The organism is Cellulosimicrobium sp. NPDC030954, assembly GCF_055571305.1.
On sequence record NZ_JBVIFN010000013.1, the window covers coordinates 29,821 to 51,217 of the forward strand.

A 21,397-nucleotide genomic window follows, 5' to 3' on the forward strand; every position below is an offset into this window, starting at 1 on the left:
GGTCTTGCTCGACACCGGTGGGGTCGCCTGGGGTGTCGGGGCGGGTGCGTGGCGAGGCATCAGCCGCCGAGGCGGGCGGCGAGCCCGTCCAGGACGATGCTCAGGTGCCGGTCGAACCGCTGGTCGCCGTCGTCGCGCAGGCGGCCGGCTTCCTTGACCAACGGCGCGGCCGGGCCGAGCCACGTGTCGCGTTCGGCCGTCCCGTAGCGGGTGGGGTCGTCCTCGCCGGACTGGCTCCGTTCCTGCTCCTCGATGACGAAGCCGACGACGAACGCCACCACGAGGTCGACGGCGTCGTCGGCCTCGACGAGGGTCAGGCCCTGCGCCGTCCAGCGCGCGAACCACGGCTCCTTCATGCGGACCACCTCGGGGTCCGTCAGGCGTGTGCCGCTGAAGATGCGCGCGCCCTCGCGGTGCTGCAGGAACTCCGTGCGCAGGATCCGGGCGTAGGTCCTCAGGTCGTCGGTCCAGCGGTCGGCGACCGGAGCCTGGGACGCCGCCGTGCTGACGCGACGCAGCACGGCGGTGGCCATCTCGTCGAGCAGCTCCTGCTTGTTGCGCACGTGCCAGTACAGGGCGGGCGGGCGGACGTCGAGCCGGGCGGCGAGCGCACGGACGGTGAGGCCCTCCCTGCCCTTCTCGTCGAGCAGCTCGAGCGCCGTGGCCACGATCCGTTCCCTGGTGACGCCCTTTGCCATGGTTGACACCTTAACAACGTTCAGGCAGTGTGGTGCGCACTAGTTGAACTTAGTTAAGGAGATGTCATGCGTGCTGCCGTCGTCAACGTCCCGGGGCAGGAGCCGGTCTGCGCCGAGTTCCCCGAGCCGGAGGCCAGGCCCGGGCAGGAGCCGCTGCACCTGGTCGGGGCAGGTCTGCACCACGTGGTCCGGGCTCGGGCGTCCGGACACCACTACAGCAGCACCCAGGCCTACCCGTCGGTGCTCGGGGTGGACGCCGTGGCGCGAGCCGCGGACGGGCGCCTGGTCTACACCGGCTTCCCGCGCGCGCCGTGGGGCACGATGGCCGAGCGGATGGTCACCCCGTTCGAGCTGGACCTTCCCGCCGGCGCCGACCCTCTCGCCGTCGCGGCCGGCATGAATCCCGGAATGTCCGGGTGGGTGGTCCTGGCCGGCCACCGCAAGGAAGCGGGTTCCCTGGGCTCCGTGCTCGTGCTCGGTGCGACGGGCATGTCTGGCACCCTCGCGGTGCAGGGCGCGCTCGCGCTCGGCGCCGACCGGGTCGTCGCCGCCGGCCGTGACCCCGAGTCGCTGGAGCGGCTGCGCGCACTGGGTGCCGTGCCCGTCTCGCTCGCCCACGACGGGCCGGACGCCCTCGTGGACGCCCTGGCCGAGGCGACCGAGGACGCGCCCCCGACGCTCGTGCTCGACTTCCTGTGGGGCCCGGTGGCCGAGGCCGCCTTCGCCGCGCTGGGCCGGGGCGGCGTGGGCGACGACGACACCGAGACCGCCTACGTGCAGATCGGCTCGCTCGCGGGGCCGCAGGCCTCCCTGCCGGCCGCGTTGCTGCGCAGCCGCCGTCTCCGGGTCACGGGGAGCGGCATCGGCTCGGTGTCCAGGGCGGAGCTGCTCGCCGAGGCGCCCGCGGTCCTGGCCCTGCTCGCGGACGGGACGTTCTCCGCGCCGTACACCCCGTACCCGTTCAGCAGGGTCGGCGAGGCCTGGGCGCACCAGGGGCGCACGCGTGCCGTCGTCGTCCCGGACTGACCGCCGCCCGCCCCACGAGCGCGGAACGAGGACTCGGAGGAGCACCATGCAGACTCAGGAGAGCGCCGCCCAGCAGCGGCGCGCTCGCAGGCGCGCACTCGTCGTCGGGCTCGGGATCGCCGGCCTCTCGGCGGCCATCGGCCTCCGGGACGCCGGATGGGACCCGGTGATCGTCGAGCGTTCCCCCGAACGTCGGCGGGGAGGCTACTTCGTCGGTCTGATGCCCGACGGTCGGCAGGCGGCCGTCGACCTGGGCGTCGCCGCCGACCTGCACGTGCGCAACCCCGTGGACGGTGCCGAGGCGTGGGAGCTGGACCGGCGCGGGAACCGGGGGCCCGGGATGGGCTTCCTCGACCAGCCCGGCCGGCCCGCAGCGGTCGTCCGCGGTGACATCGAGGCCGCGCTCTGGCGTGGGGTCACGGACGGCACGGGCGACCGGCGGGTGGAGGTGCGGCTGGCCACGAGGCCGCTCGAGATCGTCGACGACCCGGGTGGGGTCCAGGTGCGGTTGGAGGACGCCGACGCCGGCCGGGAGTACCGCGAGAGGTTCGACCTCGTCGTCGGGGCCGACGGCCTGCGCTCCGGGGTGCGGCGCCTGGTGTTCGGTCCGCACGAGCGCTGGATGACCACGTGGGGCGCCATGGTCTGCGCGTTCCAGCTGGCCGAGCAGGTGCCCTCCTTCGGTGCGCAGGACAGCATCGTCAGTGCGCGTGTCGGCCGTGCGGCCTGGGTGTTCGGGTTCGCCGACCGAGCCCCCACCGCGCTGCTGACATACCGCACTGCGGACGTCGCAGGGCAGTTCGCCGGAGATCCGGTCGAGCGGCTGCGCGCGGTCTTCGCCGGGATGGACGACCTCGTCGTGAGCCACGTCCTGGACGGGCTGGCCCAGGCGCCCGAGCACCTGTTCGACTCCGTGCACCAGGTCAGGATGCCCCGGTGGAGCAGCAGCAGGGTCGTGCTCGTCGGGGACGCCGCGTGGTGCCTGAACCTGTACTCGGGCATGGGGGCCACCGCCGCCCTGCGTGGCGGCGCGGCCCTGGGCCAGGCGCTGCGGGACGAGCCCGAGGACCTCCCGGTCGCACTCGCGGCCTGGGAGGCGGGGCTGCGCCCGTCCGTCGAGCGCCACCAGCGCGTCGCCCGGCTCAAGCAGCAGATGTTCGTCCCGTCCAGCCGGCCGGTCGAGGCCGTCCGCTCGTGCCTCGTGCGGCTCGGTGGTGCGGCGCGCGGGCGGGGCCTCGGACCCCGGCCCGCGCGCTCCTCCTGAGCCGGTCCTCGGCCGGGGCGCGAGCCTCAGCCGAGGCGCTCTGCGAGGAAGCGGTAGTGCACGGCGGCCATGTGGGCGGCCTGGGCGTTGTTCGCGGCGCCGCCGTGGCCGCCCTCGATGTTCTCGTAGTACGTGACGTCCTTGCCCTCACCGAGCATCTTCGCGGCGAGCTTGCGCGCGTGGCCCGGGTGGACGCGGTCGTCCTTGGTCGACGTCGTGAAGAGCACGGGCGGGTACTCGCGCTCGGCGTCGAACAGGTGGTACGGCGAGAACGTGCGGATGAACGCCCACTGCTCGGGGTCGTCCGGGTCGCCGTACTCCGCGGCCCACGACGCCCCGGCGAGGAGCTTCGTGTAGCGGCGCATGTCGAGCAGCGGGACGCCGACGATCACGGCGCCGAACAGCTCGGGGTACTGCGTGAGCATGTTGCCGGCGAGCAGGCCGCCGTTGGAGCGGCCCTCCATGCCGAGGTGCTCGTGCGTCGTGATCCCGCGGGCCACGAGGTCGCGCGCGGCGGCGGCGAAGTCCTCGTAGGCGCGGTGGCGGTTCGCCTTGAGCGCGGCCTGGTGCCAGGCGGGCCCGTACTCGCCGCCGCCGCGGATGTTCGCGACGACGTAGACGCCGCCCCGCGCGAGCCAGGCGCGGCCGAGCGCGCCGGAGTACGCGGGCGTGAGCGAGATCTCGAAGCCGCCGTACCCGTACAGCAGCGTCGGCGCGGTTCCCGTGCCGCCGTCGCCCGCGCCCGCGACGAGGTCCGCGCGTCCGACGACGAAGTACGGCACGCGCGTGCCGTCGTCGGACGTGGCGAAGTGCTGGGCGACGGTCATGCCGTCGGCGTCGAAGAACGCGGGGTTGGACTTGACGACCTCCGGTGCACCCGCGTCGCCCGGCCGCTCGCCGAGCGACAGGAGCGAGAGCGTCGTGGGCGTGAGGTAGTCGGTCGTGACGAGCCACAGGTCGTCGGTGTCGACGGGGTCGACGGCCCCGACGGCGACCGTGCCGAGCTCCGGCAGGCCGGGGATCTCGGAGCGCACCCACGGCGCGTCGGCGGTCTCCTGCCCGACGGCGGTCCCGGCACCCTCGGGAGCGGCGGCGTCCGGCGGCGTGAGCACGTGCAGGCGGTTCTTCACGTCGTCGAGCACGTTGACCACCAGGTGGTGGCGCGTCCACGTCGCGCCGGCGAGCGACGTCGTCGCCGTGGGCTCGAACAGCACGGTGAAGCCGCGGTCGCCCGCGAGGAAGTCGTCGAACCGGGCGACGAGCAGCGAGCCCGCGCGGTACGTCGCGCCGCCGACCGTCCAGTCGTCGCGCAGCTCGACGAGCATCCACTCGCGCCGCACGCCGACCTCGGCGGAGTCGGGCACGTCGATCTTCGTCAGGCGCTGCTCGGGCGTGCCGGTGCGCTCGGCGAGGTAGAGCTCGTCGGCGTAGAACGCCTTGGAGCGGTGCACGAAGTCGCGCTCGAACCCGGGCGTGTGCGACCGCCAGGCGGAGATGTACATGTCCTCGTCGGTGCCCTCGTAGACGGTCACCGCGTCCTCGAGCGGGGTGCCGCGCGTCCAGCGCTTGACCACGCGCGGGTACCCGGACGGCGTGAGCGTGCCCTCGCCGAAGTCGGTGAACACGTAGACGGTGTCGGCGTCGACCCAGCCGAGCGAGCCCTTGGCCTCGGCGCGGAAGAACCCGCCGTCGCCGGGGGCGACGAACCGCTTCTCGACGAGGTCGAACTCGCGCGTGACGTCGGCGTCGGAGCCGCCGGGGGAGAGCTCGACGAGCGCGTGGCGCCAGGGCTCGCCCGCGGCGAGCTGCCCCGGCGTCGGGCGCAGGACGCTCGCGCCGTGCCAGACCCACGACTCGCCCTCCGCCGCGGCGAGCGCGTCGAGGTCGAGCACGGTCTCCCACTCCGGGTCGTCCGAGCGGTAGGACTCGAGCGTCGTGCGGCGCCAGAGGCCGCGCTCGTGCTGCGCGTCGCGCCAGAAGTTGTAGTAGCGGTCGCCGATCTTGGAGACCTCGGGGATCTTGGCGTCGGAGTCGAGCACCTCGCGGATCGCGCGCTCGGTCGCGGTGAACTCCTCGGCGACCTCGAGCGTGTCGGCGACCTCGGCGTTGCGTGCGCGGACCCACGTCAGGGCCTCGTCCCCCTCGACGTCCTCGAGCCAGAGGTACGGGTCGTGGGGCGCGCCGTCGGCGGGGAGCACGGTCTCGGCGGTGTTCTGGGGCGCGGGCGCAGGGCTCGTCGTCTGCTCGGCGGTCATGGTCCCCCACCCTACGGCGGCGGGCGCGGTGGTGCGGAGGTCACGAGCGGGCCGGGACCTTGGGCCTCGAACACGTTCTGGACCTTGCTCGGCTGCGCGGCTTGTGAAAACATTCACAAGTAGAGAGACCGCTGAAGGAGCCGGGGCAATCCGGCCCCGGCAGCACCCGCGGCCCGACGCCCGGCCCGACCGGGCACCGGAGGGGACGCATGAGCGCGAAGAGCGCCGGCACGAAGGTCGAGACCCGCACCGAGGACACGCGCACCACGCACGAGATCGACGTCCTCGTCGAGCGCGCCCGCAAGGCGCTCGACCAGTACATGAGCCTCACGCAGGAGGACGTCGACCGGATCGTCCTCAAGGCGTCGGTCGCGGGCCTGCACCAGCACGGTCACCTCGCGCAGCTGGCCGTCGCCGAGACCGGGCGCGGCGTGTTCGAGGACAAGGCGACGAAGAACATCTTCGCGTGCGAGCACGTGCCCAACTCGATGGCGAACCTCAAGACGGTCGGCATCATCGGCCGCGACGAGCTGACGGGCGTCGTCGAGATCGCCGAGCCGGTCGGCGTGGTGTGCGCCGTGACGCCGGTGACCAACCCGACGTCGACCACGATCTTCAAGTCGCTCATCGCGCTCAAGACGCGCAACCCCGTCGTGTTCGCCTTCCACCCGAGCGCGCAGCGCTCGTCGGTCGAGGCGGCCCGGATCGTGCGCGACGCCGCGGTGGCCGCCGGCGCGCCCGACGACTGCATCCAGTGGGTCGAGCACCCCTCGATCGAGGCGACCAACACGCTCATGCACCACCCGGGCGTCGCGCTCATCCTCGCGACGGGCGGCAACGGCATGGTCCGCGCGGCCTACTCGGCCGGCAAGCCGGCGCTCGGCGTCGGCGCGGGCAACGTCCCCGCCTACGTCGAGAAGAGCGCCGACCTCGGCCGCGCGATCAACGACGTGGTCATGTCGAAGGCGTTCGACAACGGCATGGTCTGCGCGTCGGAGCAGGCGCTCATCCTCGACGACGTGATCTACGACGACGCGATGCGCGAGCTGGCCCGCCTGCACGCCTACCGCGCGACGCCCGCCGAGAAGGCGATGCTCGAGCGCCTCATCTTCGGCGTCGAGGCGAGCGGCACGAACTGCGCCGGCGCGAAGCTGAACCCGAAGGTCGTGGGCAAGTCGCCGGTGTGGATCGCGCGCGAGGCCGGGTTCGAGGTCCCCGACGACACGTCGATCATCCTCGCGGAGATCGACGACGTGGGCCCGCAGGAGCCGCTGAGCCGCGAGAAGCTCACCCCGGTCCTCGCGGTGCTGCGTGCGCGCGACACCGAGCACGGCGTCCGCCTCGCGGAGCGCATGGTCGAGCTCGACGGCCTCGGCCACTCGGCGGCGATCCACACGGCGGACCAGGAGCTCGTCGAGCGCTACGGCGCGCGGGTCAAGGCCGTGCGCGTGCTGTGGAACAGCCCGACGTCGCTCGGCGGCATCGGCGACATCTACAACGCGCTGCTCCCGTCGCTCACGCTCGGGTGCGGCAGCTACGGCGCGAACTCGGTGTCGAACAACGTGTCGGCGGTCAACCTCATCAACGTCAAGCGGATCGGGCGGCGCAACAACAACATGCAGTGGTTCAAGGTGCCTGCCAAGACGTACTTCGAGCCGAACTCGATCCAGTACCTCGCGCAGATGCGCGACGTGCACCGCGTCACGATCGTCACCGACAAGGTCATGAGCCGCATCGGCGTCGTCGACCGCGTGCTCGACGTCCTCGCCCGCCGCGAGGAGAAGGTCGCGATCCAGATCATCGACGCGGTCGAGCCCGAGCCGAGCGTCGGCACCGTGAACCGCGGTGCCGAGTCGATGCGCGACTTCGAGCCCGACACGATCATCGCGATCGGTGGCGGGTCGCCGATGGACGCCGCCAAGGTCATGTGGCTGCGGTACGAGCACCCGGAGATCGAGTTCTCCGACATGCGGGAGAAGTTCTTCGACGTGCGCAAGCGCGCCTACAAGTTCCCGGAGCTCGGGGGCAGGGCGAAGCTCGTGTGCATCCCGACGTCGTCGGGCACCGGCGCGGAGGTGACGCCGTTCGCGGTCATCACCGACCCGGAGACGGGCTTCAAGTACCCGCTCGCGGACTACGCGCTCACCCCGACCGTCGCCATCGTCGACCCCGTGCTCACGGACACCATGCCCGCGAAGCTCGCGGCCGACTCGGGCTTCGACGCCCTCACGCACGCGACCGAGGCGTTCGTCTCCGTCTACGCGAACGACTTCACCGACGGGCTGTGCCTGCAGGCGATCAAGATGGTCTTCGAGCACATCGAGGACTCGGTCACGCAGGGCGCGGCGGCCCCGAAGGCCCGCGAGAAGATGCACAACGCGGCGACCATCGCGGGCATGGCGTTCGGCTCGGCGATGCTCGGCATCGTGCACGCCATGGCGCACACCGTGGGCTCGACCTTCCACCTCGTGCACGGGCGCACCAACGCGGTGCTCCTGCCGCACGTGATCCGCTACAACGGCCAGGTGCCCACGAAGCTCACGAGCTGGCCCAAGTACGAGCGCTACGTGGCCCCGGAGCGGTTCCAGGAGATCGCGAAGCACCTCGGGCTGCCGGCCTCCACCCCGGAGGAGGGCGTCGAGTCGTACGCGAGGGCGGTCGAGGAGCTGCGCGCCAAGGTCGGCATCGAGCCGACGTTCGCGGCGCAGGGCGTCGACGAGACGGCGTTCCTGAGCCGCCTCGACGACCTCGCGCTGCGGTCGTTCGAGGACCAGTGCGCCCCCGCGAACCCGCGGATGCCGGTCCTGGAGGACATGCGCGACATCCTCGTCGCGGCCTACCGCGGCAGCAGCCGCGAGGTCGTGCGCGCGGAGCGTCTCGCGGCCCACGAGGCCGCGAGCGCCGAGGACGGGCAGACGGCGACCCCGCCTGCCGAGACCGTGGTGGCCGGCTGACCCTTCCCGGCCCCACGAAACCCGGAGCCCGACGGCGCGAGTCCCCTCCCGCCGTCGGGCTCCGTCGTGCGTGCCTGTGGAAAACCCTCGAGGGGCGTCAGGACCTCGGTAGGTTCTCCGCTCGCGGGACGTCGGTCCCGCGGCTCGCGACGACGCGGGTCGTGACGACGGCAGGGGGCCTCATGGTGCACGGACCTGGACGACGCGTGGTGAGGGCCTTCGCCACGGTGCTGGCGGGAGCGCTCGTGGTGACGCTCGCGGCGTGCACCCCGGACGCGGAGCCGGAGCGGCGCGCGCCGGTGGTGTTCACCGAGATCGACGTGCCACCCGAGCTCGCCCCGCAGGAGGCCGTAGTCGACCACGTCGGGATCGTGCCCGCCGCGCCCGGGCTGCCGTGGATCGTGAGCGGTGTGCGGACGGAGCCGGACGGTCTGCCGGAGGCCGTGGTCTGGACCCTCGGTGAGAGCGGCGCGGTCGCGGGGGAGCCGGCGGTCCTCGACCTTCCGGGCGTGGTGCGCGACCTGGCGGCCGCGGGCGGTCCGGCCCGCACCGTCCTCGCGGGGAGCACGTGGGAGGACGGACGGACGAAAGGCTTCCTGCTGACCTCGGCGGACCGTGCGGCCTGGGTGCCGGTCCGGCTTCCTCCGGAGATCGAGGGCGTCCCGGTGACGCACGTCGCCGAGACGGCCGGCTCGGTCGTCGCTCTCGGCGTCGATCCCGACGCGAGGGTCGTGCGCGGCGTGCTCGTGCCGCCGTCGGGCGACCCGGTGCCGCTGGTGCTGCCGGAGGGCGAGGGGCGGCCGACGATCCAGGGGGTGGCCGGACGCGAGGCGTTGTGGGTCGTCGCGGTGTCCTGGGACGACGAGGTGGAGGACGACGTCGTCGTCACCTATCGATCCGCGGACTCGGGGACCACCTGGACGACGTCCGAGCTGCCCGGTGACGCGCCGCGCGTCGCGGGTGCGGCGGCGACCGCGACAGGGTTCGTCCTGACGGGCTCGGTCCGGGAGGCCGGGCTCGGCGGTCCCGTGACCGACGCGGCCGCGTGGTTCTGGGAACCGGGCGGCGGCGACGCCTGAGAGTACCTGGACTTCCGCCGCGACGACGCCGGCACGGACGACCAGTCGACCGGGCTGTCGGCGCCCGCCGTGGGCGGCGACGATCTCGCGGCCGTCTACTGGGGCGACGAGCTCAGCGCGAGCAGCCTGGTGGTCGAGGACGAGTCGGGAGACATCCTCTCCCAGGGCATGTCCGACGACAACGGAGGGATCGGGTTCGGCGGTCCGTCCGCCTGGGACCCGGACGAGCGTGCGGTGCGGGCCGTCCTCGCCGGGGACGGCGGCGCGTACGTGACCGAGCTCCGCGACGGGCGGTGGCGTCGGCTCGCGACCCTCGCGACGCCTCGGCGCTGGTTCCGGCCGACGGAGGTCGACGCGGGCGACGGGGCTGTCGTCGTGCGGCGCGCGGAGGTCTCGACCGCGGGGGACGGCTGGCGGAGGCGGGTCTCGTCAGCGGTGTACACCGCAGGTGGTCGCGGCCTCGCCGAGAGGTCGGCGGACGCCCCCTGGACCGGGGAGGACCTCGCACTGGTCCGGGCTGCGGCCTCCGACGGGAGGGAGGTGACGATCACGTTCGGTTGGGAGGAGGGCGAGAACGGCGTCACGGTGCGGTCGTGGTTCCGTCCCGTGGGCGGTGAGTGGGCGGAGGGCTCCGGCTGGCCGTCCTCCGGGCACGCGGAGATCCACGACGTCCGCGCGGTCGACGGGGGCTGGGTCGCCGTCGGGGTGCGGGCGGACAGTCCCGAGGGCGCGAGCGTGCGGCACGCCGCGGCCTGGCGGTCCGAGGACGGCCTCGTCTGGACCCTCGACGAGGGGCTCGAAGGGGGTGACGGTCGGTCCTCCGCGCGGCACGTGTGTCTCCTCGCCGACGGTCGTCCCTGGGTGCTGGGCACGGTCGTCGACGGCGACCGGGAGGTCGACGCGTCCTGGGTCGGCGCGGGCACCGGCTGGGAGCGCGCGGTGATCGACGCGGAGGAGTCGTTCGAGGTCGACGGGTGCGTCCAGGGAGACGGCGACGCTCGCCCCTTGCTCCAGGTGCAGGTCGACGGGCGCACCGAGCTGCGCGGGACCACGGACGGCACGACCTTCGAGCTCGTCAGCGCGACGGGTCGAGGCGAGACGTTCGGTCGCGTCGTCCGCGTCGACGGGAGGTACGCCGCCGTGGGCACGGTCGTCGCGACGGGCGTGGAACGGTCGGTCCTGTGGCTGTCCGCCGACGCGGAGGAATGGCAGCATCTCGTGCTCCCGACGCCTGAACCGGGAGGCCAGGGGACCGTCCACCCGGACGGGTCGGACGCCGTCGTGACGCTTGCCGGAGCGGGCGGCGTACGGGCCTGGCGCGTGAGCGACGTCGCTCAGCTCGTCGACGCCGGATGATCGTCGCGTCCCGGACGGACGATGCCTGCCTCGTAGGCGAGGATCACGAGCTGCACGCGGTTGGTCAGGCCGACCTTCGTGAGCAGCGAGCGCACGTGGCTCTTGACGGTCGCCTCGGTGAGGTGCAGCTCGGCGCCGATCTCGCGGTTCGACAGCCCGCGCGCGACGGCGAGCAGCACCTCGCGCTCGCGGGGCGTCGCCGCGTCCAGCCCGGTCCCGGGCGCGTCGGTCTCGGCGGCGTCCGGCCCGAGCGGCGCGTGCCGCGCGAGCTCGACGTAGGTCGAGATGATGCGTCCGGTGACGGCCGGGTCGAGCAGCGAGTCGCCCGCGCGGACGCGGTGCACGGCGTCGACGAGGGTCTGTGGGTCGGCGTCCTTGAGCAGGAACCCGGCCGCCCCGGCGCGCAGCGCGCCGTACACGTACTCGTCGTCGTCGAAGGTCGTGAGGACGAGGGTGCGGACCTCGGCGAGGTCGGGGTCGGCGACGATGCGCGCGGTCGCCTCGATGCCGTCGAGCCGCGGCATGCGCACGTCCATGAGCACGACGTCGGGGCGCAGCGCGCGCGCCATCGTCACCGCGGTCTCGCCGTCCCCGGCCTCGCCCACGACGGTCACGTCCGGCTCGTTCTCGAGGATCATGCGCAGGCCGAGGCGGATCGTGGACTGGTCGTCGACGACGACGACGCGGACCGGGGGGAGCGCGGCGCCGCTCCCGTCCGCGCCCGGCACGGGGCCGGTCACGCGGTCTCCCGCGGGATGCGCGCCTCGACGGTCCAGCCGCCGCGCCCGTCCGGCCCGGCGGTCAGCTCGCCCCCGGCGGCGAGCGCGCGCTCGCGCATGGAGGTCAGGCCGTGGCCCTGACGCCCCTCGGCGCTCGGGAGGGACGGCCCCGGGTCGTGGACGCGCAGGCGCAGGTCGGCGGCGTCGTCGGTCACGGTCACGGTGACGTCGGGGGCGAGCGAGTGGAGCAGCACGTTGGTCAGGGCCTCCTGGGTGATGCGGACGACGGCCAGCCCCGACTCGGCGCCCGTCGTCGGCCACGGGCGGGGGAGCGAGAGGTCGACGTCGCGGCCGGCGTCGCACAGGCGGCGTGCGGCCGCGCGCAGCTCGTCGGGAGCGCGGGTGCCGTCCGGCGTCGGGGCGAGGGCCGCGGTCCCGCCGTCGGCCTCGGTGCCGCGGCGCAGCACCTGCACGACCGACCGCATCGCGGTGAGCGCCTGCTTGCCCTCGTCGCTGATCCAGCGCACGGCCTCGGCGGGAGCCTCGGGCTGGTTCGCCGCGACGCGGTCCGCGGCCTGGGCCCGCACGACGATCGCGGACATGTGGTGCGCGACGACGTCGTGCAGCTCGCGCGCGATGCGGGTGCGTTCGGCGAGCACTGCGCGCTCGGCGAGCTCGGCCTGGAGGGCCTGGAGCTCGGCGTTGCGCTCGCGCAGCCGCTCGGACGTCACCGCGAGGCGGCGGAAGAAGTAGCCGGCCGCGACCGCGCCCAGGACGAGCGCGAGGGCGAGGAGCACGTCCGACGGCGACCGGCCGAGCCCGATCCACAGCGGCGAGAACGGGGTCGGGGGGAACGTCAGGTGCGGTCGGGACCAGAGCTGCATCGCGAACGCCGAGAGGCCGCCCGCGAGGCCGGCGAGGGCCCACGGGACGGCGCCCGAGCGGGTCGCGGCGAATCCCGCGACCAGGAGCGGGAGGAGCTCGAACGGCGTCTGCATGGTCCACGGCAGGGCGAGGGGGTAGAGCATCGCCGTCGCCCAGAAGAGCGGGCCCGGCAGGACCCGGCGCAGGGCGAGGGTCAGGACGATCCACAGCCCCGCCACGCGGTACGACTCGGGGGTGCGGGGGTACCAGTAGTCGCCGCTCTCCATCACGGTGATGACCGCGAACCACACGAGGCCCGCGGCGAGCGCGGTCGCGAGGTCCTGCGCCCACACGGGCAGACGGGTGAGCTGGGGCACCTGTCCACGGTAGCCGGGCGCCCGCCCGGGACGGGACCGCCCAAGGACCGAGGCCGGTCGACGGGGGCTCAGCCCCAGGGCGGAGCGGCGTCGCGCCGGGGACGGACGCGGGACGCGCGGCTGCGCCGGACGGCGGGGGTCGAGGTGCCGCCGTCGGGCCGATGTGGCGGGGGGCCGCGGCGGGCGAGCCTCGAGGCATGACCACGACACCCCTCCGCCCCGCCCGTCCCGCCCGCCACGTCCCGGGCCGTCCCGGTCCCCGTCGCGCCGCTCGCGCCGTGGCCGGCGTCCTCGTCGTCGGGGTGCTCGGCGCGGTGGGCGCGATCACGTACCTCACCGTGTCGACGCCCGACGGCGGCGCCGTCGCCGACCCGTCGCCCACGCTGCGCCCGCAGACCGCGACGGGTCTCGACCCGGAGCTCGAGCGGCGCTTCGACGTGGCACGGGCGGCAGCGGACGCCGACGGCGTCGAGCTCACCCTCACGTCCGGGTGGCGCACCGCGGCCGAGCAGCAGGAGCTCGTCGACGCCGCGCTCGAGCGCTACGGGTCGGCGGAGGAGGCGCACCGCTGGGTGCTCCCGCCCGAGTCGTCCGAGCACGTCGCGGGGCTCGCGATCGACGTCGGGCCGACGGACGGCGCGCTGTGGCTCGAGCAGCACGGGGCCGAGTTCGGGCTGTGCCGCACGTACGCGAACGAGCTCTGGCACTTCGAGGCCGCCGTCGAGCCCGGCGGGACGTGCCCGCCGATGCACGACGACGCGTCCCATGGCTGGGAGTGACCGCCGTGCGGCGGCGAGGTCGTGCGGAGTCGGTGTCGAGGGCCGCCCCCGAGGGTGGCCGGCCGAGGTCGACCTCAGCGGCTGACGAGCTCCGCACGGCGCCACCACGACGCGGTCGCGACCCAGCTGGCGGCACCGACCGTCGGGGCGGCTGCGAGCTGCCACCAGGTCACGTGCACGGCGGGGCCGCCCATGCCGAGCCAGAGGCCCGGCGCGGCCCAGGGGAACCACGCGCCGGCGCCGACCACCGTGACGACCTGGGCCACGACGACCAGCCCGAGCACGGCGCCCACCCCGGCCAATGCGTCGCGGCCCCAGGTCGCGACGAGCGCGCAGGGGAGGGCGAGCAGCGCGGCGAGGAGGCCGCCGACGACGGCGCGCGCGGCCCCGGGCCAGGGCGACCCGGCGCCGGGAGCGAGGGCGAGCCCCGCGACGACCGCGACGCTCACGCCGGCGACGCTCGACGCCAGCGCCCATCCGGTGACGACGACGAGCTTGGCCGACACGACGGCGGTCCGGGACGGGAGGGCGGTGAGCAGCGGTTCGACCGTGCCGCGGGTGAGCTCGCGGCCGAACGTCCAGCTCACGACGAAACCTGCCGCGAGGAGCGTCGCGACGGTCAGCACCTGGCCGGTCGTCCCGGTGACGGCGTCCCAGCCGCCGTCGGGGACCAGGGGGCGGACCTTGAGCGCGAGCGTGCTGTTGCCGCCGTGCTCCGCGGCCGCGGCGAGCCCGACGGCCAGCAGGGGCACGATGAGCACGAGCGTGCCTGTCGCGATGCGGGCGACCGTCGAGCGCGCGAGCTTGAGCAGCTCTGCCTCGAGCGCGGCGCTCACCTGGCGCCACCCCCGGTCGCTGCCGCGTGCACCGTGGTGAAGAACTGGCGCTCGAGGTCGGGGCCGTCCGGTGGCAGCTGCCCGACGACGCGTCCGTCGTGGACGACGTCGATCGACGTGGCGACGCGGGCCATCTCGTCGAGGTGGTGGCTCGACACGAGGACCGCGGTCCCGTCCGCGGCGCGGCGCACCAGGGTCTCGCGGATCTCGACGACGCCCGCCGGGTCGAGGGCGTTCGTCGGTTCGTCGAGGACGAGCAGGTCGGCGTCGTGCACGAGCGCGCAGGCGAGCTCGAGACGGCGCCGGTTGCCGTCCGAGAGGGTGCGCACCCGCCGGTCGGACCACCGGTCCAGCGCGAGCGAGGAGAGGAGCCCGTCCGTCCGCCGTCGCGCCTCCGCGGAGGTGCAGCCGTGCAGCCGGGCCGCGGTGCGCAGGTTCTCGCGGACGGTCAGCTCGTCGTAGGCGTGGCCGGAGCCGACGAAGCCGACGCGTGCCCGGACCTCCGCGGGCGCCCCCCAGGCCGGTGTGCCCCACAGCTCGGCGCGTCCGGAGCCGGGCCGCAGCAGGCCGACGAGGAGCCGCAGGAGCGTGGACTTGCCCGCGCCGTTGAGCCCGACGAGCGCGCGCACCTCACCGGGGCGGACGTCGAGGTCGATCCCTCGGACGGCGGCGACGTCGCCGAAGGAGCGGGACAGCGCGACGGCGCGGAGCACCGGCGCCTGCGCCCTACGCACGACGCCCCCTCGCCACGCGCCCGGCCGGCACCAGCACGCCGAGCGCGCGGTCGATGACCGCACCGAGGTCCTCGTCCTCGGAGTCCGCCCAGTGCAGCAGCGCGGCCGTGAGGACGGCGAGGGTGGCTCCGACGGCGGCGCGCGCCTCGAGCGGCTCGCACCCGTCCTCGACGAGCCGGGCCACGACGGCGTCCTCCGTGCGGAGGTTGTTGAGCCCGACCGCGCCGCGCAGCACGGGCGTGCGCGCGACGATCCGGGTGCGCCGGCGGACGACGTCGCGCGCGTCGGCCGGGATCTCGCCCCAGGCGTTCCGCAGGCCCGCGACGGTGCGCTCCAACGGGCCCTCCGCGCGCGGGCGCGCCGCGACCGCCTCGACGAGCACGGGGTCGTACGGGTCGTCGAGGAGCACTCGCTCCTTCGCGGGGAAGTGGCGGAAGAACGTCATCTCGGTGACGCCCGCGGCCTCCGCGACCTGCGCGACCGACGTCGTCTCGTAGCCCTGACGCTCGAACAGGTCCAGCGCGCCCGCGATCAGAGCGGCCCGTGTCCGCTCTCGGCGCGGGACTGCCGCGGTGATGTGTGTCGAGCTCATGGACCAGATGTTAGTGACTAACATTCATGGTGCCAAGACGCCGTCCCGGCCGGGAACCGGCACCCGGCCGGGACGGACCGGGGGCCGCGACCGATGCCTCTCCACCGCCGTCGAGGGCGGCGGATGTCGGCGGTCCGCGCGATGATGTGCGGGTGAGCGAGAGCACCCCCGCGACGTCCGCCCCGACCGCCCCGACCGTGACGGACCAGGAGGTCCCCACGGCCACGTCCGCCGCCGAGCTCGACGAGGCCGCCGCGCAGCGGCGGTGGGCCGAGCTCGTCGCCCAGGTCGAGGCGGACCAGCGCGCGTACTACGAGGAGGACCAGCCCGTCTCCTCGGACGCCGAGTACGACGCCCGCATGCACGAACTCCAGGCGCTCGAGGCCGCGCACCCCGCCCTCCAGTCGCCCGAGTCGCCGACGCAGCGCGTCGGGGGCCGGGCCGCCGCGGGCTTCGCGACGGTCCAGCACCTCGAGCCGATGCTGTCGCTCGACAACGCGTTCAGCGAGGAGGACCTCGCGGCGTGGGCGGCGCGCGTGCACCGCGACCTCGGCGTGGCCGCCGACGCCGAGGTGGACTACCTGTGCGAGGTGAAGATCGACGGCCTCGCCATCGCGCTGCTCTACGAGAAGGGCCGGCTCGTCCGGGCGGCCACGCGCGGCGACGGGCGCACGGGCGAGGACGTCTCCGCCAACGTGCGGACGATCGAGAGCATCCCGCAGCGCCTCGGCGGAGACCCGGCGACCCACCCCGACGTCATCGAGATCCGCGGCGAGGTGTTCATGGGCGTCGCGGACTTCGCGGCGCTCAACGAGAAGCTCGTCGCTGCGGGCCAGGCGCCGTACGCGAACCCGCGGAACACCGCGGCCGGGTCGCTGCGGCAGAAGGACCCCGCGGTCACGGCGAGCCGCAACCTGCGCATGTACGCCCACGGCGTCGGCGCGCTCCAGTGGGAGGCCGGCGAGCACGCCGAGCTCGCGCGGCAGTCCGCCGCGTACGACCTGTTCGAGCAGTGGGGCGTCCCGGTGTCGCCGCACAACCGGGTCGTCCACGGCCTCGACGAGGTCATGGAGCGCATCGCCTACTTCGGCGAGCACCGGCACGACATCGAGCACGAGCTCGACGGGATCGTCGTCAAGGTCGACGAGCTCGCGCTCCAGCGCCGGCTCGGGGCCACGAGCCGCGCGCCCCGGTGGGCCATCGCGTACAAGTACCCGCCGGAGGAGGTCAACACGCGCCTGCTCGCGATCCAGGTCGGCGTGGGCCGCACGGGCCGCGCGACCCCGTACGCCGTCATGGAGCCGGTCAAGGTCGCGGGCAGCACGGTGCGCCAGGCGACCCTGCACAACCAGGACGTGGTCCGGGCCAAGGGCGTGCGGATCGGTGACATGGTCGTCCTGCGCAAGGCGGGCGACGTCATCCCGGAGATCCTCGGCCCCGTCGCGGCGCTCGCGGACGACGGCTACCCGCGCGAGGACTTCGTCATGCCGGCCGAGTGCCCCGAGTGCGGCACGCCGCTGCGCCCCATGAAGGAGGGGGACGTCGACCTGCGCTGCCCCAACGCCGAGTCGTGCCCCGCCCAGGTGCGCGGCCGCGTCGAGCACATCGGCTCGCGCGGTGGCCTCGACGTCGAGGCGCTCGGCGAGGTCACGGCCGCCGCGCTCACCCACCCGTACGAGCCGGCAGAGCCGCCGCTGCGCACGGAGAAGAACCTCTTCGGGCTCACCGTCGAGCAGCTCGCGCCGATCAAGGTCGTCGTGCGCGACCCGGAGACCGGCCTGCCCCGGCCGTACGAGGGCGTGGGGGAGTCGGGCGAGGTCGCGATGTCCGACGGCTCCGTGCTGCTCGCCAAGGTCGTCCGGCCGTTCCAGAAGGTCGCCGCGCGCACCTACCCGCCGGGGTTCGAGGACGCGACGCCCGCCGAGCGCCGCGCGGCGGGGGTCCGCAAGGACTACCCGGTGTACGGGCCGTCGAGCACGGCGCAGACCCTCGTCGACGAGCTGCGGCTCGCGCGGACGAAGGACCTGTGGCGCATCCTCGTGAGCCTCAACATCCGGCACGTCGGCCCGGTCGCGGCGCGCGCGCTCGCGGACTGGTTCGGGTCCCTGGACGCCATCGAGGAGGCGATCCGCGACGGGGGCCGCGAGGCGCTCGCGGCGGTCGAGGGCGTCGGGCCGGTGATCGCCGACGAGGTGATCGCGTGGCTCGAGGTCGGCTGGCACCAGGAGATCGTCGAGCAGTGGAAGCGGGACGGGGTGCGGTTCGCCATCCCGGGGCATCCCGGTCCGGGAGCCCGCCAGGCGCCGACCGGACCGCTCGCCGGCCTCACCGTGGTCGTCACGGGGTCGCTCGAGGGCTTCAGCCGTGACGGCGCCAAGGAGGCCGTGATCGCGGCGGGCGGCAAGTCGTCGGGGTCGGTCTCGAAGAAGACCGACTACGTGGTCGTCGGCGCCAACGCGGGCTCGAAGGAGACCAAGGCCCGCGACCTCGGCCTGCCGATCCTCGACGAGGACGGCTTCGTCGCGCTGCTCGCCGGGGGCCCCGACGCCGTGGCGGACCGGGTCGGTGGCGACGCGTCCGGCGTGGACGACGCGGAAGGTGCGGGCACGGACGGCTGAGTCGTGCGGCGCGACGCGGCGCGGCGCGGCGGGGGATGGGGTCAGGGCGCCGACGGGCGCCGCGCGACGACCTCCCGCAGGCGCGCGACGCCGTCGGGCGGGACGGGCAGCGACGGGCCGCGCGGGGGAGCGGTCGGCACGCCGAGCAGGGTCGCGAGCGCGTGGAACCCGCTCACGGGTCGCAGCGACGCCAGGACGTCCGTGAGTGCGCGCAGCCAGCCGACGACGTCGGCGTCAGGCTCCTCGTCCGCGGTCCGTGCACGCCGGAGCGCCGCGTACTCGGCGGGCACGAGCGCCGCGAGCCCCGTGTGCCAGGCGTCCGCGGCCTCGGCACCGCCGACGATCGCCGCGTCGCCGCTGAGCCCGACGCTCACGCCGAGCCCGGCGGTCGCCGCCCGCAGCGTCGCGACGCGGCCCGCCGGTCGCGCGGGCGTGGACGCCGGGTCCTTCACGGCCGTGACGGTCGTGGCGTGCGCGAGCCGGGCGAGCGCCGCGGGCGTGACGTCGTACGCCGTCTGCACGCTCCGGTTGTAGTAGCAGACCGGCAGGTCGACGGCGGCCGCGACGGCCTCGAACACCGCCACGACCTCGTCCTCGTCGAGCGGGAGGTAGGAGAACGGCGCGAGCACCAGCCCGTCGGCCCCGGCGTCCCGCGCCGCGCGGGCGCGCGCGACGACCTCACGCGTGGAAGCGCCGCTCACGGCGACGTGGACCGGGACGCGCGGCGCGCCGGGCGTGGAGCCCGCCGCGAGGGCAGCCCGCACGACGGCGTCGCGCTCGTCGGGCGCGAACGTCACGCCCGCGCCCGACGACGCGAGGACGACGACGCCGTCGACCCCGGCCCGCGCGGCGCCGCCCATGAGGGCGGCGAGCGCGTCGAGGTCGGGTGCGCCGTCGGGGGTGAGCGGCGTGATCGGGTAGGCGAGGAGCCCGCGGAACGAGGTCACGCGCCGAGTGTAGGGAACCGTGCGCGTGGGGTGCTGCGCGTCAGCGGCTGGCCCAGAGGATGCCGCGCTCCACGATCGTGCGGACGGGCGGGACCTCGAGGTCGGCGAGCTGGTGGCCCGCCGCGCACACGAAGATGCGGCCGGCGCCCCAGCGGCGCGTCCACACGGCGGGGGAGACGACGGGCTCGTGCCACGGGTCGCCGTCGCGCGGGACGATGGTCGTCGTCGCGAGGACCTCGTTGTACGAGTCGGCGAGCACCCAGTACTGCTCGGAGTGCAGCGAGATCGAGTCGATGCCCGCGACGATCGGGTGGTCCGCGTGCTCGGGCGCGATGTCGATCGTGTGGTCGATGAGGTCGTGCGCGTGCGCGGCGAACTGCCCGCCCACCATCTGCAGGTAGTCGGTCGCGAGGCGGAACGAGTCCACGATCCCGCCGTGCCATCCCGCGAACCCGGTGCCGTTCCCGATCGCGGTGCGCAGCCCGCGCATCTCGTCCGGGAGGATCTCGCCCATCGTCCAGCACTGCACGACGAGGTCCAGGCTCGCCATGAACTCCTCGTCGGCGTACGACTCGAGCGATCCCTCGAGCGTCACGTCGTAGCCGGACGCCTCCAGGAACGGGACGAACAGCTCCGCCGCCTCCTCGGGTGCGTGCCCGGGCCAACCGCCCCGGACCACGAGCGCTCGACGGTCCCGCTCGGTCATGACTCCTCCTCGTGCCTCGTCACACTCGTCGCGCCCGCGTGTCGCGGGCAGCGGCCCCCGGCGACCGCGCTCAGGCGATGAGCGCGTCGATCGCTGCGGGCGAGAGTACGTGATCCACGGCCATGGCGCTCGCACCGAGCACGCCGGCCTGGCCGCGCGCCTGCGACGTGACGATGCGCAGGTGCTGCGTCGCGAGGGGGAGCGACCGCTGGTACACGATCTCGCGGATGCCCGCGATGAGGTGCTCGCCGGCCTCGGCGACGATGCCGCCGATGACGATGAGCGACGGGTTGAGGAGGCTCACGCACGCCGCGAGGACCGAGCCGATGTCGCGTCCGGCCTGGCGGACGGCCTGGCTCGCGGTGAGGTCCCCACCACGGACGAGGGTGACGACGTCGGCGCTGTTCGTCGCGTCGAGGCCTGCGGCGGCGAGCGCGGCGGCGACCGCATGGCCGCTCGCGACCGCCTCGAGGCACCCGACGTTCCCGCAGCGGCACGGGACGTCGGCCGCGCTCGGGACGGCGACGTGGCCGATGTCCCCGGCCGCGCCCTGTGCGCCGCGCCGCAGCTCGCCGTCGGCGATGATGCCGGACCCGATGCCGGTGGCGACCTTGACGAACAGCATGTCGGTCACGGTGGGCCAGGCGGTGCGGTGCTCGCCGAGCGCCATGATGTTCACGTCGTTGTCCACCAGGACCGACGCGTTGAACCGCTTCTGCAGGATGCCGGCGACGTCGACGTCGTCCCACGCGGGCATGATCGGCGGGTTGATGGGCCGGCCGGTCGAGTGCTCGACCGGGCCGGGCAGGCCGACGCCGATGCTCACGAGGTCGTCGAGGCTGCGCCCGGTCGTCGCGACGAGCTTCTCGCCCGTGTCCGCGACCCACGACAGGACCACGTCGGGGCCGTCGGCGATCGCGAGCGCGGCGTCGGTCTCGGCGAGCACGTTGGACGCGAGGTCCGTCACGGCCAGGCGGGCGTGCGTCGCACCGAGGTCGACGGCGAGGACGATGCGCGCCTCAGGGCTGAAGGCGAAGGTCACGGGCGGTCGCCCGCCGGTCGAGCTCGCCTCTCCCGCGGGGGCGATGAGGCCCGCCGACATGAGAAGGTCGATCCGGGCGGCGATGGTGGATCGCGCCTGCCCCGTGATCGCTGCGAGGTCCGCGCGCGTGCGCGGCTGACCGTCCCGGAGCAGCTGGAACATGTCGCCGGCGCCGGTCGGGCGCGGCGCGAACTTCAGCAGTTCCTCCATGGGCACAGTGAATCACGGAGCCTCTCGTCGGTCGTCCGTACCTGCCGGACGAGTCATCGGCTTTTGCTTGACGATCGCCAAAAGGTACCCTACTGTCCCCTCCCAAGGCGACACGGACGTCGTCGGAAGTTGTGGAGACCCGAGGAAGGGCCTCCCGTCCGGGCGAACAGCCGCCCCACCTGCTTGTGCAGACCCCGACCCCAGGCCGACTTCTCGGTGGTTCGGCTCGTCAGCCGGCCGTCGTGCCACGAGTCGACCTGCCTCGTCGATCTCTGCCCGCTCGCACGGTGGGAGCGTTCCCTCGCCCTGACAGCGCTTGTCCACTTTTGCTGGTAACGAAG

Annotated in this window: 16 protein-coding genes and 1 pseudogene; 7 read left to right on the plus strand and 10 right to left on the minus strand. The window is 74.3% G+C overall.

Going from position 1 to position 21,397, the window contains the following annotated elements; all coding sequences use genetic code 11:
• Positions 1-59 precede the first annotated feature (59 nt).
• Positions 60-698 (minus strand): TetR/AcrR family transcriptional regulator C-terminal domain-containing protein, encoded by a 639-nt coding sequence (locus ACZ402_RS18480; protein ID WP_375825628.1) that lies wholly within the window; start codon positions 696-698, stop codon positions 60-62.
• A gap of 66 nt (positions 699-764) precedes the next feature.
• Between ACZ402_RS18480 and ACZ402_RS18485 the strand changes: the two genes are divergently transcribed.
• Positions 765-1,724 (plus strand): zinc-binding dehydrogenase, encoded by a 960-nt coding sequence (locus ACZ402_RS18485; RefSeq protein WP_375825629.1) that lies wholly within the window; start codon positions 765-767, stop codon positions 1,722-1,724.
• Positions 1,725-1,770: 46 nt separating this feature from the next.
• On the plus strand, positions 1,771-2,988 hold the full coding sequence (locus ACZ402_RS18490) for an FAD-dependent monooxygenase (RefSeq protein ID WP_375825630.1): 1,218 nt from the start codon (positions 1,771-1,773) through the stop codon (positions 2,986-2,988).
• A gap of 26 nt (positions 2,989-3,014) precedes the next feature.
• Here the strand turns inward: ACZ402_RS18490 and ACZ402_RS18495 are convergent, their stop codons facing one another.
• The gene (locus tag ACZ402_RS18495) at positions 3,015-5,243 is read right to left on the minus strand and encodes a prolyl oligopeptidase family serine peptidase (RefSeq protein WP_375825631.1); all 2,229 of its coding nucleotides are present in this window, start codon (positions 5,241-5,243) and stop codon (positions 3,015-3,017) included.
• 209 nt (positions 5,244-5,452) lie between these two features.
• On the opposite strand from ACZ402_RS18495, the gene adhE reads away from it, so the two are divergent.
• The 3 genes from adhE to ACZ402_RS18510 all read left to right on the plus strand — a co-directional run bounded on the left by adhE (position 5,453) and on the right by ACZ402_RS18510 (position 10,632).
• Complete coding sequence (gene adhE, locus ACZ402_RS18500) at positions 5,453-8,197, plus strand: bifunctional acetaldehyde-CoA/alcohol dehydrogenase (protein WP_375825632.1); 2,745 nt, start codon at positions 5,453-5,455, stop codon at positions 8,195-8,197.
• Positions 8,198-8,406: 209 nt separating this feature from the next.
• Complete coding sequence (locus ACZ402_RS18505; RefSeq protein WP_375825633.1) at positions 8,407-9,276, plus strand: hypothetical protein; 870 nt, start codon at positions 8,407-8,409, stop codon at positions 9,274-9,276.
• A gap of 69 nt (positions 9,277-9,345) precedes the next feature.
• Entirely contained in the window at positions 9,346-10,632 is a 1,287-nt protein-coding gene (locus tag ACZ402_RS18510) for a hypothetical protein (protein ID WP_375825634.1), read from the plus strand.
• Here the strand turns inward: ACZ402_RS18510 and ACZ402_RS18515 are convergent.
• Entirely contained in the window at positions 10,611-11,372 is a 762-nt protein-coding gene (locus ACZ402_RS18515; RefSeq protein ID WP_375825635.1) for a response regulator, read from the minus strand. The genes ACZ402_RS18510 and ACZ402_RS18515 overlap by 22 nt on opposite strands.
• Entirely contained in the window at positions 11,369-12,592 is a 1,224-nt protein-coding gene (locus ACZ402_RS18520; protein ID WP_375825636.1) for a sensor histidine kinase, read from the minus strand. Before ACZ402_RS18520 ends, ACZ402_RS18515 begins: the two co-directional genes overlap by 4 nt.
• Before the next feature lie 197 nt (positions 12,593-12,789).
• On the opposite strand from ACZ402_RS18520, the gene ACZ402_RS18525 reads away from it, so the two are divergent.
• Positions 12,790-13,371 (plus strand): M15 family metallopeptidase, encoded by a 582-nt coding sequence (locus tag ACZ402_RS18525; RefSeq protein ID WP_375825637.1) that lies wholly within the window; start codon positions 12,790-12,792, stop codon positions 13,369-13,371.
• A gap of 74 nt (positions 13,372-13,445) precedes the next feature.
• On the opposite strand, the gene ACZ402_RS18530 is transcribed toward ACZ402_RS18525, so the two are convergent.
• The 3 genes and pseudogenes from ACZ402_RS18530 to ACZ402_RS18540 all read right to left on the minus strand — a co-directional run bounded on the left by ACZ402_RS18530 (position 13,446) and on the right by ACZ402_RS18540 (position 15,533).
• A complete protein-coding gene (locus ACZ402_RS18530) occupies positions 13,446-14,207 on the minus strand; it encodes an ABC transporter permease (protein ID WP_375825638.1) in 762 nt (253 codons plus the stop codon).
• Positions 14,204-14,857, minus strand: a pseudogene (locus ACZ402_RS18535) (ABC transporter ATP-binding protein); the annotation flags it as partial. The pseudogene ACZ402_RS18535 and the gene ACZ402_RS18530, both read right to left, overlap by 4 nt.
• Before the next feature lie 76 nt (positions 14,858-14,933).
• Positions 14,934-15,533, minus strand: coding sequence for a TetR/AcrR family transcriptional regulator (locus tag ACZ402_RS18540; protein WP_375825640.1), 600 nt, complete (start codon positions 15,531-15,533; stop codon positions 14,934-14,936).
• Positions 15,534-15,685: 152 nt separating this feature from the next.
• On the opposite strand from ACZ402_RS18540, the gene ligA reads away from it, so the two are divergent.
• Positions 15,686-18,151, plus strand: coding sequence for an NAD-dependent DNA ligase LigA (ligA, locus tag ACZ402_RS18545; RefSeq protein ID WP_375825641.1), 2,466 nt, complete (start codon positions 15,686-15,688; stop codon positions 18,149-18,151).
• 41 nt (positions 18,152-18,192) lie between these two features.
• Here ligA and ACZ402_RS18550 read toward each other — a convergent pair whose 3' ends face one another.
• The 3 genes from ACZ402_RS18550 to ACZ402_RS18560 form a co-directional block, all read right to left on the minus strand.
• Positions 18,193-19,098 (minus strand): dihydrodipicolinate synthase family protein, encoded by a 906-nt coding sequence (locus ACZ402_RS18550; RefSeq protein ID WP_375825642.1) that lies wholly within the window; start codon positions 19,096-19,098, stop codon positions 18,193-18,195.
• A 40-nt stretch (positions 19,099-19,138) separates the two neighbouring features.
• A complete protein-coding gene (locus tag ACZ402_RS18555; protein WP_375825644.1) occupies positions 19,139-19,804 on the minus strand; it encodes a ThuA domain-containing protein in 666 nt (221 codons plus the stop codon).
• Positions 19,805-19,874: 70 nt separating this feature from the next.
• Entirely contained in the window at positions 19,875-21,056 is a 1,182-nt protein-coding gene (locus ACZ402_RS18560; RefSeq protein ID WP_375825645.1) for an ROK family transcriptional regulator, read from the minus strand.
• Positions 21,057-21,397 lie beyond the last annotated feature (341 nt).